At 63.5% G+C, this 14,966-nt stretch carries 15 protein-coding genes; 7 read left to right on the forward strand and 8 right to left on the reverse strand.

The window, feature by feature from the left end; translation table 11 throughout:
* The first annotated feature begins 160 nt into the window (after nucleotides 1-160).
* Both NKI06_RS18950 and NKI06_RS18955 read left to right on the forward strand, forming a co-directional pair.
* A complete protein-coding gene (locus tag NKI06_RS18950; RefSeq protein ID WP_023715576.1) occupies nucleotides 161-1,063 on the forward strand; it encodes a DMT family transporter in 903 nt (300 codons plus the stop codon).
* 196 nt (nucleotides 1,064-1,259) lie between these two features.
* Nucleotides 1,260-1,961: a sulfate transporter family protein gene (locus NKI06_RS18955; protein WP_023685123.1), complete on the forward strand. Its 702-nt coding sequence runs from the start codon at nucleotides 1,260-1,262 to the stop codon at nucleotides 1,959-1,961.
* Between the two features lie 5 nt (nucleotides 1,962-1,966).
* Here NKI06_RS18955 and NKI06_RS18960 read toward each other — a convergent pair whose 3' ends face one another.
* The 6 genes from NKI06_RS18960 to NKI06_RS18985 form a co-directional block, all read right to left on the reverse strand.
* Nucleotides 1,967-2,962 carry a proline racemase family protein gene (locus NKI06_RS18960; protein ID WP_023685122.1) on the reverse strand — a complete coding sequence of 332 codons (996 nt, stop codon included), beginning with the start codon at nucleotides 2,960-2,962 and terminating at the stop codon, nucleotides 1,967-1,969.
* A 12-nt stretch (nucleotides 2,963-2,974) separates the two neighbouring features.
* Nucleotides 2,975-3,778: an isocitrate lyase/PEP mutase family protein gene (locus NKI06_RS18965; RefSeq protein WP_023715577.1), complete on the reverse strand. Its 804-nt coding sequence runs from the start codon at nucleotides 3,776-3,778 to the stop codon at nucleotides 2,975-2,977.
* A 76-nt stretch (nucleotides 3,779-3,854) separates the two neighbouring features.
* A complete protein-coding gene (locus tag NKI06_RS18970; protein WP_023685120.1) occupies nucleotides 3,855-4,673 on the reverse strand; it encodes a hypothetical protein in 819 nt (272 codons plus the stop codon).
* Nucleotides 4,674-4,849: 176 nt separating this feature from the next.
* Nucleotides 4,850-5,509: an HAD family hydrolase gene (locus NKI06_RS18975; RefSeq protein ID WP_352461785.1), complete on the reverse strand. Its 660-nt coding sequence runs from the start codon at nucleotides 5,507-5,509 to the stop codon at nucleotides 4,850-4,852.
* Between the two features lies 1 nt (nucleotide 5,510).
* Complete coding sequence (gene dut / locus NKI06_RS18980) at nucleotides 5,511-5,996, reverse strand: dUTP diphosphatase (RefSeq protein WP_023672879.1); 486 nt, start codon at nucleotides 5,994-5,996, stop codon at nucleotides 5,511-5,513.
* Between the two features lie 85 nt (nucleotides 5,997-6,081).
* The gene (locus NKI06_RS18985; RefSeq protein WP_023672880.1) at nucleotides 6,082-6,552 is read right to left on the reverse strand and encodes an Lrp/AsnC family transcriptional regulator; all 471 of its coding nucleotides are present in this window, start codon (nucleotides 6,550-6,552) and stop codon (nucleotides 6,082-6,084) included.
* 114 nt (nucleotides 6,553-6,666) lie between these two features.
* Between NKI06_RS18985 and NKI06_RS18990 the strand changes: the two genes are divergently transcribed.
* From NKI06_RS18990 to NKI06_RS19000, 3 genes are all read left to right on the forward strand, one after another.
* Entirely contained in the window at nucleotides 6,667-6,921 is a 255-nt protein-coding gene (locus NKI06_RS18990) for a DUF6356 family protein (RefSeq protein ID WP_023685117.1), read from the forward strand.
* Nucleotides 6,922-6,936: 15 nt separating this feature from the next.
* Nucleotides 6,937-7,731 carry a class II glutamine amidotransferase gene (locus tag NKI06_RS18995; protein ID WP_352986617.1) on the forward strand — a complete coding sequence of 265 codons (795 nt, stop codon included), beginning with the start codon at nucleotides 6,937-6,939 and terminating at the stop codon, nucleotides 7,729-7,731.
* A 293-nt stretch (nucleotides 7,732-8,024) separates the two neighbouring features.
* Entirely contained in the window at nucleotides 8,025-9,398 is a 1,374-nt protein-coding gene (locus NKI06_RS19000; protein WP_352986618.1) for an amidase, read from the forward strand.
* Here the strand turns inward: NKI06_RS19000 and NKI06_RS19005 are convergent.
* Entirely contained in the window at nucleotides 9,392-10,465 is a 1,074-nt protein-coding gene (locus NKI06_RS19005) for an NAD(P)/FAD-dependent oxidoreductase (protein ID WP_352986621.1), read from the reverse strand. The genes NKI06_RS19000 and NKI06_RS19005 overlap by 7 nt on opposite strands.
* Before the next feature lie 140 nt (nucleotides 10,466-10,605).
* Here NKI06_RS19005 and NKI06_RS19010 point away from each other — a divergent pair, with 140 nt between their 5' ends.
* Nucleotides 10,606-12,198, forward strand: coding sequence for a peptide chain release factor 3 (locus tag NKI06_RS19010; protein ID WP_023715580.1), 1,593 nt, complete (start codon nucleotides 10,606-10,608; stop codon nucleotides 12,196-12,198).
* 178 nt (nucleotides 12,199-12,376) lie between these two features.
* Here NKI06_RS19010 and NKI06_RS19015 read toward each other — a convergent pair whose 3' ends face one another.
* A complete protein-coding gene (locus tag NKI06_RS19015; protein ID WP_023685112.1) occupies nucleotides 12,377-12,847 on the reverse strand; it encodes a VOC family protein in 471 nt (156 codons plus the stop codon).
* Between the two features lie 270 nt (nucleotides 12,848-13,117).
* On the opposite strand from NKI06_RS19015, the gene ilvD reads away from it, so the two are divergent.
* The gene (gene ilvD, locus NKI06_RS19020) at nucleotides 13,118-14,962 is read left to right on the forward strand and encodes a dihydroxy-acid dehydratase (protein WP_352986623.1); all 1,845 of its coding nucleotides are present in this window, start codon (nucleotides 13,118-13,120) and stop codon (nucleotides 14,960-14,962) included.
* Nucleotides 14,963-14,966: the final 4 nt, after the last annotated feature.

A 14,966-nucleotide genomic window follows, 5' to 3' on the forward strand; every position in this document is an offset into this window, starting at 1 on the left:
GCATCACCCCGAAAAATGGCAACCGATTTCCATCCTTTGCCGGCCCAAGCCGGCGCGCGCGCCTGGGACGAGGCTCCATCACAGTTCGACCGTGGCCGAAGCATCTGACCGCCGGGTCGCCTACAAGCTTGGCCTCAAATCAAGCGCTGGAAGCACCCGCATGCAAGCAAAGACCGACATGACCACCGAACTGGCGCTGCTTGGCGTGCTGGCCGCCCTGTGGGGCGCGTCCTATACCTTCATCAAGATCGGTGTCGAGACGATCCCGCCGATATCCTTCATCGCTGCCCGCACCTTGATTGCCGGCGCCATCCTGCTCGCGCTGATCCGCTGGCGCGGCCTCGCCATGCCCAAGGACAGCGCGACCTTGTGGCGGTTCATGGTCCAGGCCTGCCTCAACAGCGTCGTGCCATTCACGCTGATCGCCGCCGCCGAGCGCTCCATCGACGCCGGCCTCGCCACCATTCTCAACGCGACCTCGCCGATCTTCACCTTCCTGCTGACCGCGCTCATCACCCGCCACGAAACCGTAACCGCGCGCAAGCTGTTCGGCGTCGGTGCCGGCATCGCCGGTATTTGCCTGATCGTCGGCACCCAGGCGCTTGGCGGGCTCGGCCATCAATTGTGGGCGCAGCTTGCCGTCGTTGCCGCCACGGTCTGCTATGCCGGCGCCGCCATCTTTGGCCGCGGCTTTAGGGGACTCGACCCGATGCTGCCGGCCGCCGGCTCGATGCTGTGCGGCGCAGTCATCCTCGTCCCCTTGAGCCTGGCCTTCGACCGCCCGTGGACGCTGTCGCCTTCAATGGCGTCGATACTGGCCTTGTTGGCATTGTCGGTGTTCTCCACGGCGCTGGCCTTCTGCATCTTTTTCCGCCTCATCCACACGCTTGGTTCGGTCGGCACGACGTCGCAGGCCTATCTGCGCGTGCCGATCGGCGTCGGCATCGGCGTCGTGTTCCTCGGCGAAAGCCTCGGGCCGACGGCGCTCTGGGGCATGGGCTGCGTCGTCGCCGGCGTTGCGGCGATGACCATCCCAGCCCGCTCCCGGGCGCTGGCGCGCTAGATAATGATGAGATTTGGTTGAAATCTCATCATGATCTAACCCTTTGTTGGAGCATGATTTTTCCAAAAACCGGTGCCCACTTTTTGGGATCATGCTCTAGTTCCCGTCCGGAATTGCGCCCGCTCCAGCAGGCTTGCGGCTGACAGGGTCTCCACCTATGTCGGAGATATCCTTTGTTCCTGGGGGTGGAAACGCCGTGATCTCCAACGCTGCCCGCGCCGCCTTCAGCCGGCTGTTTTCTCCCGAATTCCGCGCGGTTTTCCTGAAGACGCTAGGCTTGACAGTGCTGGCGCTGGTCGCCTTGTGGTTCGCTTTGACCGGGCTTGTCGATTGGCTGGCGCTGCCATGGGTTCACTCCTTGTTGCCCGGCCTGCCGTCATGGGCCGGATGGCTGGGCGGCATCGTCGCCGCAATCGCGCTTGCCTTCGGGATGGCGCTGCTGATCGCGCCGGTGACGGCAATCGTGGCGGGCCTGTTTCTCGACGACATCGCCGAAGTGGTCGAGCGCACCGACTATCCCGCCGATCCGGTCGGACGCGCCATGCCGGCGCTGCGCTCGCTGGTGCTGTCGGTAAAATTCTTCGGCGTCGTCATCCTGGGCAACATCGTTGCCCTGCTGCTTCTGCTGGTGCCGGGCATCAACATCGCCGCCTTCTTCATCGTCAACGGCTATCTGCTGGGACGTGAATTCTTCGAATTCGCCGCCATGCGCTTCCGCCCGGAAGATGAGGCGAGGGCGTTGCGCCGGAAACATGCCGGCACCGTGTTTCTGGCCGGGCTGCTCATTGCCGCCTTACTCGCCGTGCCGCTGCTCAACCTGCTGACGCCGCTCTTCGCTGCCGCGATGATGGTGCATCTGCACAAGGCGGTCGGCGCGCGGGAGAGCGCCAGGCGATAGGCCTATCAACGCAGAAGAAAACCGCGTCCCAATTCGTCATCCGGCTCGACGGTGAATTCTGCCCGGCCCGAATAGTAGGCGCGGCCGCCGACGCGGGCGATGATCGCATCATGCGGGCCGGCCATGGTCGTGCGCGCCACCGCGCCGGAAAAGCGCGAGCCGGCGATGCTTTCGAAGGACCGCTCCTGACCAAGGTTGATCTCGCCCTTGGCATGCATTGCCGCCAGCCGCGCGGTGACGCCGGAGCCCGTCGGCGAGCGGTCGACCTCGGCATCGGCAAAGACGCAGATGTTTTTCGTTGCCTCGCCGGAGAATGCATGTCCATCGGTGAGGATGGTGCCGTAGAGGAAAGCGAGATCGGCATGGTCGGGATGCGATAGAGGGAACGCCGCCTTCAGCCGTTCGGTCAGCGCGGTTGCCGCGTCGACGAAATCGCGCACCCGGCTGCGGCCGAACTCCAGGCCGAATTGATGGCAGTCGGCCAGCGCGTAGAAGGCGCCGCCATAGGCGATGTCGAACGCAATCTTGCCGTATCCCGCCAATTCGATTTGTTGGTCATGGGCAAACAGAAAGGCCGGCACGCTTTCGAACGACACCGCGCCGGCCTTGCCGTCCCTGACCTCGACCGAGGCGACGACCATGCCGCACGGCGCCTCGATGTTGACGGTGGTGGTTGGCTCCTGCTTGACCACTAGCCCTTCGTCGACGGCGTAGCGGCCGAGCGCGATGATGGCATGGCCGCACATCGTCGAATAGCCCTCATTGTGCATGAACAGCACGGCGAGGTCGGCGCCGGGCAGGTCGGGCTCCACCAGCAGCGCGCCATACATGTCGTAGTGGCCGCGCGGCTCGAAGATCAGCAGCTTGCGCAAATGGTCGAGGTGGTCGCGCACATAGGCGCGCTTTTCCAGGATCGTGCCTTTGGGAATGTCTGGATAGCCGCCGGTGACGATCCTGAGCGGCTCGCCGCCGGTGTGCATGTCGACGACGGTGAGCGTCATGCGCCGGGACCCCTAGCCTGAGGATTTGGAAAACAGCGCCTGCAATTTGCCGAACGGCATGGCGGCGCGGGTGAAGCCGAACGTGCCGTCCTGCTGGATCTCTCGCGCCGCAGTTTCCAGCATGCCGAAGGCGAAATTGGTCAGCCACGGCCCAAGCGAGATGCGCTTGACCCCGGCCATGGCGAGGTCGGCGATGGTGAAGGCCGACAGTGCCATGACGTTGACCGGCCTGCTCACCGCCGAGCAGACTTTCTGGATGGTCTCGACATCTTTGAGGCCGGGCGCATAGAGCACATCGGCGCCGGCCTTTTCGAAGGCCTGCAGCCGCTTGATCGTGTCGTCGAGATCCGGTTTGCCCCAAAGGAAATTCTCGGCCCGTGCGGTGAAGACGAAATCATGCTTGAGCGCCCGTGCGGCTTCAGCAGCAGCTGCAACGCGCTCGACGGCGTGTGAAAACTCATAGATGGGCTTGTCGGGATCGCCGGTATGGTCCTCGATCGAGCAGCCGGCGAGACCTGCCGCTTCGGCCGCAAAAACCGTCTCGGCGGCACTCGTCGCGCTGTCGCCCTTGCCTTTCTCGAGATCGGCCGACACCGGCAGGCTGGTTGCCGCCGTCAGCTCGCGGCAATGGTGGATCATCGCCTCGAAGGTCACTGCGCCATCGGGCAGGCCGCGCGAGAAGGCAAAACCGGCGCTGGTCGTCGCCAGCGCCTTGAAGCCGAAGGAGGCCAGGAGCTTGGTCGTGCCGACATCCCAGGGGTTGGGCATGACGAAGGTCGAGGCGTGCAGGTCGCGAAAGATCTTGCCCTTGTCCATGAGTGCTCCCTTCAGATGCGGAATATCGGCAGATTCTATCGTGAAGAAATGCACCGGGCAAACGAATGCGGTTGGCTCAGAAGCGTTTGGCGTTCTCTCCTGCCAATCTATCCAGCGCGTCGGAATCCTTGACGTAGTGCAACGTCTTCTTGTCCCAATGATAGGCAACGGAAATTGCGTGGGCTTCAGGCTTGGGCGGCTGGCCGTCGCAGCTCTCGCCGTTGAGCACCGTGGCGTCGGTCACCGTCACTTTGACTGCGGCATAAGGCTGCCCGTCAGCGATCGTCTGGAAAGCAACGTCCTGCTTGCGGCTGTAGGCGCACAGGTTCTCATCGAAGGTCAAGATCATGTCGATCAATTGGAATTTGTCGTCGCGCACCATGATCAGCGGCGTGATCGCGTAGTTTTGGCTTGAATTGAAATGCGCGCTCATGGTGATCACGATGTCGTCGTTCGGCCCAACGGAAAGCTTGCCCGGTTCACGGAAATAGGTGCCGCGGTCGAGCGCGACATTGACGGCGTCGAGCAGCTTCGGCTTGTCTGTGATGTCGTAGAGCGCCAGCACGGCATAGCCTTCGGCGCTGTCGGGAGAGTCGCCGAGGTCGTAGAGCATCGCCAGCCGGTCCTTGCCCCCGGCCTTGATGGCGAGCACGCCGGCGTTGGAGAGGCCCGATGTCTCAGGCGGCGAACCGCCGCCATCCGGTCCCTCGATGTGGCGCATCTCGATCGGCAATCCACCCCGGTAGAAACCGTTGCTGTCACCTGCGAGGCCGGGAATGACCATCCTTGCGAGGTCCAGATAGGTCACATCCATGTGACCGGGGATGGCGCTGCCGAATTCCGGGAAGCTGACGGCTTGCGCGCCGGCTGCGGTCCAAAGCCACGGCAGCAGCACAAGCGCTAGAGCAATTTCAGGAAAAGTGTGTGCGGTTTTCCGGCCGGAAATTGCGACAAAACAAAAAGATAGAGCGGTTCGCCGTTTCCATGAAACGGTGAAACGCTTTAGGATGGAGCGAAGCAGGTTCGTTGGCATGGGTGCCTCAGGCTGGCCGCGCGGAACCTAACACAGCTTCAGTGGATCGGCACCAGCCCGGCAAGTTCGCGCATGTCGTCGAACAGGACGCCGCCGGCGCTGGCCAGGCCATCGCGGTCGGAATAGGGATCGCCATGATAGGAATAGACACGCATGCCGGCGGCAATGCCGGCCTGCGTGCCGGCAACGCTGTCCTCGATGACGATGCAGTCGGCCGACGCAAAACCCATGGTCTTTGCCGCATGCAGGAACAGGTCCGGGAACGGCTTGCCGCGGCTGACCATGGTCGAAGAGAACATGGCATGCTCGAACAGCGGCAGCAGCCCGGTCTGGCCGAGCGTGATGTGCATCTTCGAGATACGCGCGGAAGTGGCGACGCAATAGGGAATGCCGGCCGCGCGAACCGCCTCGATGAAGTCGCGCACGTAGGGGATCGCCTCGACGCCATGCGCAAACAGATCGGGCAGGCCGGCATTCCAGCGATCGACGAAATCGGCGCCGAGCCGCACCGTGGTCGTCTCTTCGATTTCCTTCTGCACCGAAGCCATGCTGCGGCCGGAAAAATATTTGCGGCAATATTCGAATGTGGTGGGATAACCGGCGGCAACAAACCACTCGGCAAGCCGCCGGTTGGCAAGGTTCTCGGTGTCGACCAGGATGCCGTCGCAGTCGAAGATGACCAGTTTCGGTATGCTCATTTCAGGCGGTGCCGGTCGATCCGAACCCGCCCGCGCCGCGCGTCGTGGCGCCGGCCAGCGAGCGCTCCTCAACCGTCACCTGCGTCACCGCGGCAAAGACGATCTGGGCAATGCGCATGCCGCGCGTCACCGCGAAATCCTCGTCGCCAAGGTTGATCAGCAGCACCTTGACCTCGCCGCGATAGTCGCTGTCGACCGTGCCCGGTGAATTGAGGACGGTCAGCCCATGCTTGAAGGCAAGGCCGGAGCGCGGCCGCACCTGGCCTTCCATTCCTTCGGGAATTTCCAGGATCAGACCGGTCGGCACCAAGGCGCGCTTGCCAGGCAGGATCAGCAGCGGCCGGTCTTCCGGCACCGCGGCGCGCAGATCCATGCCGGCGGCGCCGGTGCTTTCATAGGCGGGAAGGGGAAGTCCATCTCCATGCGGCAACCTGACGAAGCCGACAGTGGGACCAATGACGGAGGAATTTTGGAAGGCTGCGCGCATAAAATCGATCCTATCGGCGCGAACGGCGATTCGGTCAACTCGTCCGCAGGCCTATCAACGGCTTTCTTTCAGGCGTCAGTGTGACCTAGCGCAATTCCATCGGAACGACGGTCGTCTCCTTGATCTCCTCCATGACGAAGGAGGCCGAAACGTCCGACAGCGCCACCTTGGCGATCAGCCGCTGATAGAGCCGGTCATAGGCCTTCATGTCAGCGACGCGGGCGCGCAGCACGTAGTCGAGATCGCCGGACATGCGATAGACCCCGGTGATCTCGGGAAAACCGGTCACCGCCGCACGGAACTTCTGCAGCCAGTCCGGGTCATGATTGGAGGTGCGGATCAGGATGAACACCGAAAGTCCGAGCCCGAGCTTGTCGGCATCGACCAGCGCCACCCGTCCGGTGATGACGCCGTCCTCTTCCAGCCGCTTGACCCGGCGCCAGCAGGCGTTGCGCGACAGCGACACTTTTTCGGAGAGCTGATCGACCGATAGTGTGCCGTCGCGTTGCAGCTCGGCCAGCAATCTTCGGTCGATTTCATCAAATTCAAGCGCCATGTTGGGATGAATGTCCCGAACCACGGCGTTAGACAAGGACAAATTGAGACCGATGAACCTTTACCCCGTGGCAGGATACCCACATCGGGGCTTATCCCGGCAGGAGGGATCACCATGACGACGCTGTTTTCGAAGCTGTTCACCTCTCACCCGGCCAAGGTGGGCGAGACCTATTTCAGCCATATGGCCTTTGCCGCCTGGTTCTGCTCGCGCCTCCTGATGGCCGCTGGTGCGGCACTCGTTCACGCTTTCTTGCCGTTTCTCTTCGAAACTACGGCAAGCCGAATCGTTCGCGAACTCTACGAGCGGACGCACAACAGAGGCTCGCACGCGGTCAAGGAGCCCCAGGCTCTCTTGGATCGCGCCTAGGATTGGTTAGAAGCCATGTGCCGATGGGCGGCCTATCTGGGTGAAGCGGTCTTCCTCGAAGACGTCGTCACCGCGCCTTGCCACTCGCTGATTGCCCAGAGCCATTGCGCCCAGGAAGCCAAGTCGCCGACCAATGGCGACGGTTTCGGCCTTGCCTGGTATGGCGACCGGCCCGAGCCCGGCCTCTACCGCGACATCCTGCCGGCCTGGTCGGATCCCAATCTGAAAAGCCTGTGCCGGCAGATCAAATCCGGCCTGTTCCTCGCCCATGTCAGAGCGTCGACCGGCGGCGCCACCAGCCGCATGAACTGCCACCCCTTCATCTCCGGCAGCTGGTCGTTCATGCACAATGGCCAGATCGGCGGCTTCGAAAAGATCCGCCGCGCGCTGGAGAACTCGCTCTCTGACGCCGTCTTCGACCAGCGCGAGGGCACCACCGATTCCGAATTGTTTTTCCTGCTGATGATCGATGAGGGTCTTGCTGGCGACCCGCAAGGGGCAGTATCGCGCGCCACCGCTCGGGTTCTAGAGGCGTCACGCCACGCCGGTCTGGAGCCAGCCGTGAAACTGACCGCAGCGTTCTCGGATGGGCAGGCGCTCTATGCCGTGCGCTACGCCAGCGACGCCCACGCGCCGACGCTGTACACGTCGGTGCGCAATGCCGGCCGTTGCATCGTGTCGGAGCCTTTCGATCGCGAGGGCGGGGAATGGCAGGCCATCCCGCCGGCGAGTTTTGTGACCATTACGGGTGATGGGATGAGCATTCGGCCGTTCGTGCCGGCTGTGGCAAGGCTGGCACTGGTCGTCTAGGCCCTAGTCTAGGCCGCATTCTTCGCGCCCCCCTCTGTCCTGCCCTCCCCACGAGGGGGGAGATTGGAGGTCACGGCGGCCTTCGCCAATTTTCAACGCAGGAAAAGGGGCGCCGAAGCCAAAGCTGCCAATCGCCCCCCAAAGTGGGGGAGATGTCCGGCAGGACAGAGGGGGGCGCCGTAGAGCGCCAACCTCAACCGACCGGCAAGCGCAATTTTGATCAAGCGCCGATGATCTCCGAATGCTGAACTTGGTTTTAAACCGCGATACGTTTGGCAGCAGCCGGAGCAATCATGGACCTCGCCTTTTCCTCGACCATCGATCTCGCCGCCGCAATCGCGGCGCGAAAGATCTCCGCCGTCGAAGCTCTGGACGCCCATCTGGTCCAAATCGACCGACACAACGAGGCCGTCAACGCCATCGTCAATCTCGACCGCGAAGGCGCCCGTGAGCGCGCTGAAAACGCCGACGTGGCATTGGCGCATGGCGATGCGCTCGGCCCGCTGCATGGCGTGCCCTTCACCCTGAAGGATACGCACGAAACGGCCGACATGGAGACCACGGTCGGTTTCCCGCCTTTCGCCAACCATACGGCAAAATCGGACAGCCCGGTCGTCTCCCGATTGAAAGCCGCAGGCGGCGTCCTGATAGGCAAAACCAATGTCGCGACCATGCTGGGCGACTGGCAGTCGGACAACCCGCTGTTCGGTCGCACCAGCAATCCGTGGAACCGCTCGCGCACGTCAGGCGGGTCCAGCGGTGGCGCCGCGGCAGCGGTGGCGACCGGCATGACGCCGTTCGATGTCGGAACCGACATGCAGGATTCGATCCGCCTGCCGTCGGCTTTTTGCGGTGTCTACGGGTTGAAACCGACCGAGCACCGCGTGTCGCTGGCCGGCGCCTTCCCCGATCCGAACGGCGCGGCGCGAAGCGTGCGGTTGATGTCCTGCCTCGGCCCGCTGGCGCGCAGCGTGGACGATCTTGCGCTGATCTACAAAATCATCGCCGGCCCGGACGGAGCAGACACCGACCTCGCGCCGGTGCATTTAGAGGCCATGCCCAGGCTCGACCTCAAGACATTGCGCATCGCCGCCGCGCCGTCCTTTCCCGGCTTTCCGGTGGCTGGCGAAATCGCTGCCGCAGTCGAAATCCTGGCCAAGCGGTTGCAATCAGCAGGGGTGATTGTGGAAGAAGCGAACTTGCCTGAGATCGATCTGCATGACGATCTGGAGCAGGGCGGCGATCTGATCGGCATGATGTTGGAGGCAGCGCAGCCCGAACCACCGGAGCAGCCAACGCCGATCACCAATTGGTTCGAGGCGCTCGCTCGCCGCGACCGCTCCATCCTGGCCTGGGACAGGTTCTTCGAAACCTGCGATGCCTTGCTGTGCCCGGTCGCCATGACCACGGCCTTCGCGCATTGTGAGCCCGGCACGCCGATCGAAGTCGACGGCAAGGAGCTAAGCTATTGGATGCTACCGGCCTATGGCGCGGTCTTCAATTATTCCGGCCATCCGGCACTCTCGCTGCCCTGCGGGCAAGACCGCGACGGCCTGCCCATCGGCCTGCAACTGGTCGGCAAGCGCTGGTCGGAATCGCGCCTGCTTGGCATCGGGAAGGCAATCGAAGCGCTGACCGGCGGCTTCAAGCGTCCGCCGGGCTACTGAGCAAACCGACCCAACCCATAAGGCCTCAGCAGCGGATCACGCTCGCCGTCGAGAATTTCGCGCGTGGCGAACAGCCCGACCGCCGGCGCCAGCGTGATGCCGGAATGCATGACGGCGACATAGAGGCCGTCGGCGCCCTCGGCGCGGCCGATGATCGGAAAGCCGTCGATCGGCGTCGGCCGGTAGCCAACCGTGTGGAAATCGAATTCCAGTTCGTCGGCGCCGCGCAAGGCCGCCTTCATTGCTGCAAACAGCTCGCGCGCCGTGGCGTCGGGATTCTCACCGGGATCGCTCCCCGCGAAATCCGAGCCGGCGATGATGCGGCCCTCCGCCGTCTGGCGCATATGCAGCTTTTCGGCATGCACCAGCCCGTTGAGGAGCTTCTTGTAGGGCTGCGAGTGGACGATCAGACCGGGCGGCGTCTCGATCGGCAGCTTGATGCCGGCGGTAGCGGCAATATCGGGTGCCCCGACACCGGCTGCGATCACCACCTCGTCGGCTGCCATCAGCCCATGCGATGTATCGACACCGCTAATCCTGCCATCGGTCTGGACAATCGCGGTTACAGAACTGGAAAGAATGCGCGCGCCGCGCCGTTCTGCATCGGCCAGCAGCGCCTTGGCCGCCGCGACCGGTTCGGCCACGCCTTCCTCCGCGACATAAACCGCGAATTCAGGCGGCTCGACGAGACTGGGCTCGATTTGCGCTGCCCGCCCGGCGTCGACGCGTTCGATGCCGTAACCCCAGGAAGCATGCTCAGCCGCGTAGGCTTCGAGCCTGTCGGCCGGCAGATCCCAGCACAGCCCGCCGCACCAGGCGAGCGGCAGGCCGGGCAGCTCGTTTGCCAGCCGCTTCCATTCGGCCATCGCACGGATGCGCAGCCGAAAATAGATTTCGGGATTGCCCCAGCTGGCATTGATCCAGGCAAAGGAATTGGGTGTGGCGATACCGCCCGCACCGCTCTCCGAAACCACCGACACCCGTGCGCCCGCCTTGGTCAGGTGCCAGGCGATGGAAGCGCCGATAATGCCGGCGCCGATGACGATGACTTCCTTAGCGCTGATCATACCGGACCTCTCAGAATGGGCTCCTCTGATGCCACCGCAGCGGGTTAAGCTCAAGGACGGTCGAGGCCTGCCGGCCCGAAACTGTCGACAGGCCAGCAATGCGCTGCTAGAAGCCCGCGCCACAGACAGGATTCCACAAATTGGCAGAAGACATCGAACAGGCGGTATCGCGCCGCCGCACTTTCGCGATCATCGCCCACCCCGACGCCGGCAAGACGACGCTCACCGAAAAGCTGCTGCTGTTCGGCGGCGCCATCCAGCTTGCAGGCGAGGTCAAGGCCAAGAAGGATCGCATCCAGACCCGGTCCGACTGGATGAAGATCGAGCGCGAGCGCGGCATTTCGGTCGTCACCTCGGTGATGACCTTCGAATATGAGGACAATGTCTTCAACCTGCTCGACACGCCCGGTCACGAGGATTTCGCCGACGACACCTACCGTACGCTCTCGGCGGTCGACTCGGCCGTCATGGTCATCGACGCCGCCAAGGGCATTGAGCCGCGCACGCTGAAGCTGTTCGAGGTCTGCCGGCTGCGCGATATCCCCATCATCACCTTCATCAACAAGATGGACCGCGAAAGCCGCGACCCCTTCGAGATTTTGGACGAGATCGAGCAGAAGCTGGCGCTGGACACTGCCCCCATCACCTGGCCGATCGGCCGCGGCAAGACTTTTGCCGGCACCTACCACCTGGCGCTCAACGCTGTGCGCAGGGGCGATGCCGAGAAAGACCGCACACCGGTCAACGGCCCCGACTCCAACCGCGTCGCCGGCCTGCTGCCGGAAAACGAGCGCGAAGCCTTCATCGAGGAGCTGGAACTCGCGCGCGAAGCTTGCCGCCCGCTCGACATCGACGCCTTCCGCGAAGGCCATCTGACACCGGTCTATTTCGGCTCGGCGCTGCGCAATTACGGCGTGCGCGACCTGATCGAGGCGCTCGGCGCCTTCGGGCCGCCGCCGCGTGCGCAGGACGCAGACACCCGCAAGGTCGAGGCGACGGAGGAGAAGATGACGTCCTTCGTGTTCAAGATCCAGGCCAATATGGACCCCAACCATCGCGACCGCATCGCCTTCGTGCGCGTCTGTTCGGGCAAGCTCGAGCGCGGCATGAAGGCCAAGCTGGTGCGCACCGGCAAGCCGATGAGCCTGTCGGCGCCGCAGTTCTTCTTTGCCCGCACCCGCGTCACCGCCGATGAGGCCTTTGCCGGCGATGTCGTCGGCATTCCCAACCACGGCACGCTGCGTATCGGCGATACGCTGACCGAAGGCGAGGAGATACTGTTCCGCGGCGTACCCAACTTCGCGCCGGAAATCCTGCGCCGTGTGCGCCTCGGCGACGCGATGAAGGCGAAAAAACTCAAGGAAGCGCTGCACCAGATGGCCGAGGAAGGCGTCGTGCAGCTGTTTTCGCCGGAAGACGGCTCGCCGGCCATCGTCGGCGTTGTCGGCGCGCTGCAGCTCGACGTCTTGAAGGAAAGGCTGAATTTCGAATACACGCTGCCGGTCGAATTCGAAATGTCGCGCTTCTCGGTCTGCCGCTGGATCTCTGCCGACGACAAGGCCGAAACGCTTCGCTTCATTGAGGCGCATCGCGGCGACATCGCCCGCGACCTCGACAACGACCCTGTGTTTCTGGCCCAGCACGCCTTCTCGCTGAACTACGAAGCCGAACGCTGGAGGGCGATCCGCTTCGCCACCATCAAGGACTACCAGGTCCGCGACAAGGCGGCGTAAGGCGCCCCTTTTCCTTCTGCCCGTTTACGCGGAGAAGGTGCCCGAAGGGCGGATGAGGGGCAGCGCCGACGTTGAAGGGTCAATTGGCTCCAACGCGCGCCGGCCGTTCGCATGGCTCAGGGCGTTCGAAGCTCGAAAAGCAAAGCAATTGGCTTTTCGTCCGCTACGCGGCCGCTTCTCACCCCTTCGCAGCTTCCTCGATCTTGGCAATATCGATCTTGCTCATCTGCATCATCGCCGACATCACCCGCCCGGCCTTGGCCCGGTCCGGATCCAGAAGCAGGCGCGGCAGTTGCTCCGGCACGACTTGCCAGGAGACGCCGAACTTGTCCTTCAGCCAGCTGCATTGCGACGGTTCGCCGCCGCCTTCGATGAGCTTGTCCCAGAAATAATCGACCTCTTCCTGCGTCTTGCAGTCGATCGACTGTGACATCGCCTCGTTGAACTTGAATTGCGGTCCGCCGTTCAGCGCCTGGAACTGCACGCCGTCGAGTTCGAACGTGGTTACCAGCGCCTTGCCGGCATCGGTATGGCCTTCGGGCCAACGCAGCACGCTCAGTACCTTCGAGTTCTTGAAGATGGAAACGTAGAAATTCATCGCCTCTTCGGCCTGGCCGTCGAACCACAGGCAGGTGGTGATCTTTTGCATGTCATGCTCCTCGGGTGTTTGGTTGCGGTTACAGGTGAAGCGGCTGACTTATAGAAATGGTGCCATTCCCTTGCCGTCGTCCCAAGGACGGATGCCGGGCTAGCGATCCGACACTGGCCGGCAATCTTTTTCGAAACCCTGATTTCAGCGAGACTCTGGCGCATTGCAAAAATGTGGCCAGACCATACTTGCCGGTCTATAAACCCTGCGATCCAAATCCAGCGCCGCCACGCTCCGCGTTGAGCGCAGCCAGCCAGCCAAGGAAAATTCATGCCTGCCTATCGCTCCCGCACCACCACCCACGGCCGCAACATGGCCGGCGCCCGCGGCCTGTGGCGCGCCACCGGCATGAAGGATTCGGATTTCGGCAAGCCGATCATCGCGGTGGTCAATTCCTTCACCCAGTTCGTGCCGGGTCATGTCCATCTCAAGGACCTTGGCCAGCTGGTGGCGCGCGAGATCGAGAAGGCCGGCGGCGTCGCCAAGGAATTCAACACCATCGCCGTCGATGACGGCATCGCCATGGGCCATGACGGCATGCTCTATTCGCTGCCGTCGCGCGAGCTGATCGCGGACTCGGTCGAATATATGGTCAACGCGCATTGCGCCGATGCCATGGTCTGCATCTCCAATTGCGACAAGATCACGCCCGGCATGCTGATGGCCTCCTTGCGCCTCAATATCCCAAGCGTCTTCGTCTCCGGGGGGCCGATGGAAGCCGGCAAGGTGGTGCTCGCCGGCAAGACACAGGCGCTCGACCTGGTCGACGCCATGGTTGCCGCCGCCGACGACAAGATCTCCGACGAGGACGTCAAGGTCATCGAGCGCTCGGCCTGCCCGACCTGCGGCTCGTGCTCGGGCATGTTCACCGCCAATTCGATGAACTGCCTGACCGAAGCACTGGGGCTCTCGCTGCCGGGCAACGGCTCGACGCTGGCAACCCACGCCGACCGCAAGCGGCTGTTCGTCGAGGCCGGCCATCTCATCGTCGATCTCGCCCAGCGCTACTACGAGCAGGATGATGAGTCGGCGCTGCCGCGCAGCATCGCCTCGAAGGGCGCCTTCGAGAACGCCATGACGCTCGACATCGCCATGGGCGGCTCGACCAATACGGTGCTGCATATCCTGGCCGCCGCCCACGAGGGCGAAGTCGACTTCACCATGGAAGACATCGACCGGCTGTCACGGCGGGTTCCGGTGCTATGCAAGGTCGCACCGGCCAAGTCCGACGTGCATATGGAAGACGTCCACCGCGCCGGCGGCATCATGGCGATCCTCGGCCAGCTCGACAATGCCGGGCTGCTCAACCGCAACCTGCCCACGGTGCATACGGCAAGCCTGGGCGCAGCGCTCGACCATTGGGACATCTCCCGCACCTCCAGCCAGAGCGTCCGCGATTTCTTCCTCGCCGCTCCGGGTGGCGTGCCGACACAGGTCGCCTTCAGCCAGGACCGCCGCTGGGACGAGCTCGACCTCGACCGCGAGAAGGGCGTCATCCGCTCAGCCGAGACGCCGTTCTCGAAAGACGGCGGCCTTGCCGTGCTGAAAGGCAATCTGGCGCTCGACGGCTGCATCGTGAAGACGGCCGGCGTTGACGAGTCGATCCTGAAGTTCACCGGCCCGGCCCGCGTGTTCGAAAGCCAGGACGCTTCCGTCAAGGCGATCCTGTCCAACGAGATCAAGGCCGGCGATGTTGTCGTCATCCGCTATGAAGGGCCGCGTGGCGGCCCCGGCATGCAGGAAATGCTCTATCCCACCAGCTATCTGAAGTCGAAAGGCCTCGGCAAAGCCTGCGCGCTGGTCACCGACGGCCGCTTCTCCGGCGGCACATCAGGCCTGTCGATCGGCCATGCCTCGCCCGAAGCAGCGGAAGGCGGCACGATCGGACTGGTGCAGGAAGGCGATACGATCGAGATCGACATCCCCAACCGCACGATCCGGCTTGCTGTCAGCGACGCTGAACTCGACGCGCGCCGCGCGGCCATGGAGGCAAAGGGCGCCATGGCCTGGAAGCCCGAGGAAAAGCGCAAGCGCAAGGTGACGACCGCGCTGCGCGCTTACGCCGCCTTCGCCACCAGCGCCGACAAGGGCGCGGTGCGGCACGTGCCGGAGTGATCCA

Origin of the sequence: Mesorhizobium sp. M0772, from assembly GCF_040320135.1 — a bacterium.
Classification (GTDB): domain Bacteria; phylum Pseudomonadota; class Alphaproteobacteria; order Rhizobiales; family Rhizobiaceae; genus Mesorhizobium.

Excerpts from the sequence above, each read along its gene's own strand:
- NKI06_RS19000 (WP_352986618.1), top strand. The coding sequence starts at position 8,025 with ATGGACCTCGCCTTTTCCTCGACCATCGATCTCGCCGCCGCAATCGCG.
- NKI06_RS18990 (WP_023685117.1), top strand. The coding sequence starts at position 6,667 with ATGACGACGCTGTTTTCGAAGCTGTTCACCTCTCACCCGGCCAAGGTG.
- NKI06_RS18965 (WP_023715577.1), bottom strand. The coding sequence starts at position 3,778 with ATGGACAAGGGCAAGATCTTTCGCGACCTGCACGCCTCGACCTTCGTC.
- NKI06_RS18960 (WP_023685122.1), bottom strand. The coding sequence starts at position 2,962 with ATGACGCTCACCGTCGTCGACATGCACACCGGCGGCGAGCCGCTCAGG.
- NKI06_RS18975 (WP_352461785.1), bottom strand. The coding sequence starts at position 5,509 with ATGAGCATACCGAAACTGGTCATCTTCGACTGCGACGGCATCCTGGTC.
- dut (WP_023672879.1), bottom strand. The coding sequence starts at position 5,996 with ATGCGCGCAGCCTTCCAAAATTCCTCCGTCATTGGTCCCACTGTCGGC.
- NKI06_RS18995 (WP_352986617.1), top strand. The coding sequence starts at position 6,937 with ATGTGCCGATGGGCGGCCTATCTGGGTGAAGCGGTCTTCCTCGAAGAC.
- NKI06_RS18985 (WP_023672880.1), bottom strand. The coding sequence starts at position 6,552 with ATGGCGCTTGAATTTGATGAAATCGACCGAAGATTGCTGGCCGAGCTG.
- ilvD (WP_352986623.1), top strand. The coding sequence starts at position 13,118 with ATGCCTGCCTATCGCTCCCGCACCACCACCCACGGCCGCAACATGGCC.
- NKI06_RS19005 (WP_352986621.1), bottom strand. The coding sequence starts at position 10,465 with ATGATCAGCGCTAAGGAAGTCATCGTCATCGGCGCCGGCATTATCGGC.
- NKI06_RS18950 (WP_023715576.1), top strand. The coding sequence starts at position 161 with ATGCAAGCAAAGACCGACATGACCACCGAACTGGCGCTGCTTGGCGTG.
- NKI06_RS19015 (WP_023685112.1), bottom strand. The coding sequence starts at position 12,847 with ATGCAAAAGATCACCACCTGCCTGTGGTTCGACGGCCAGGCCGAAGAG.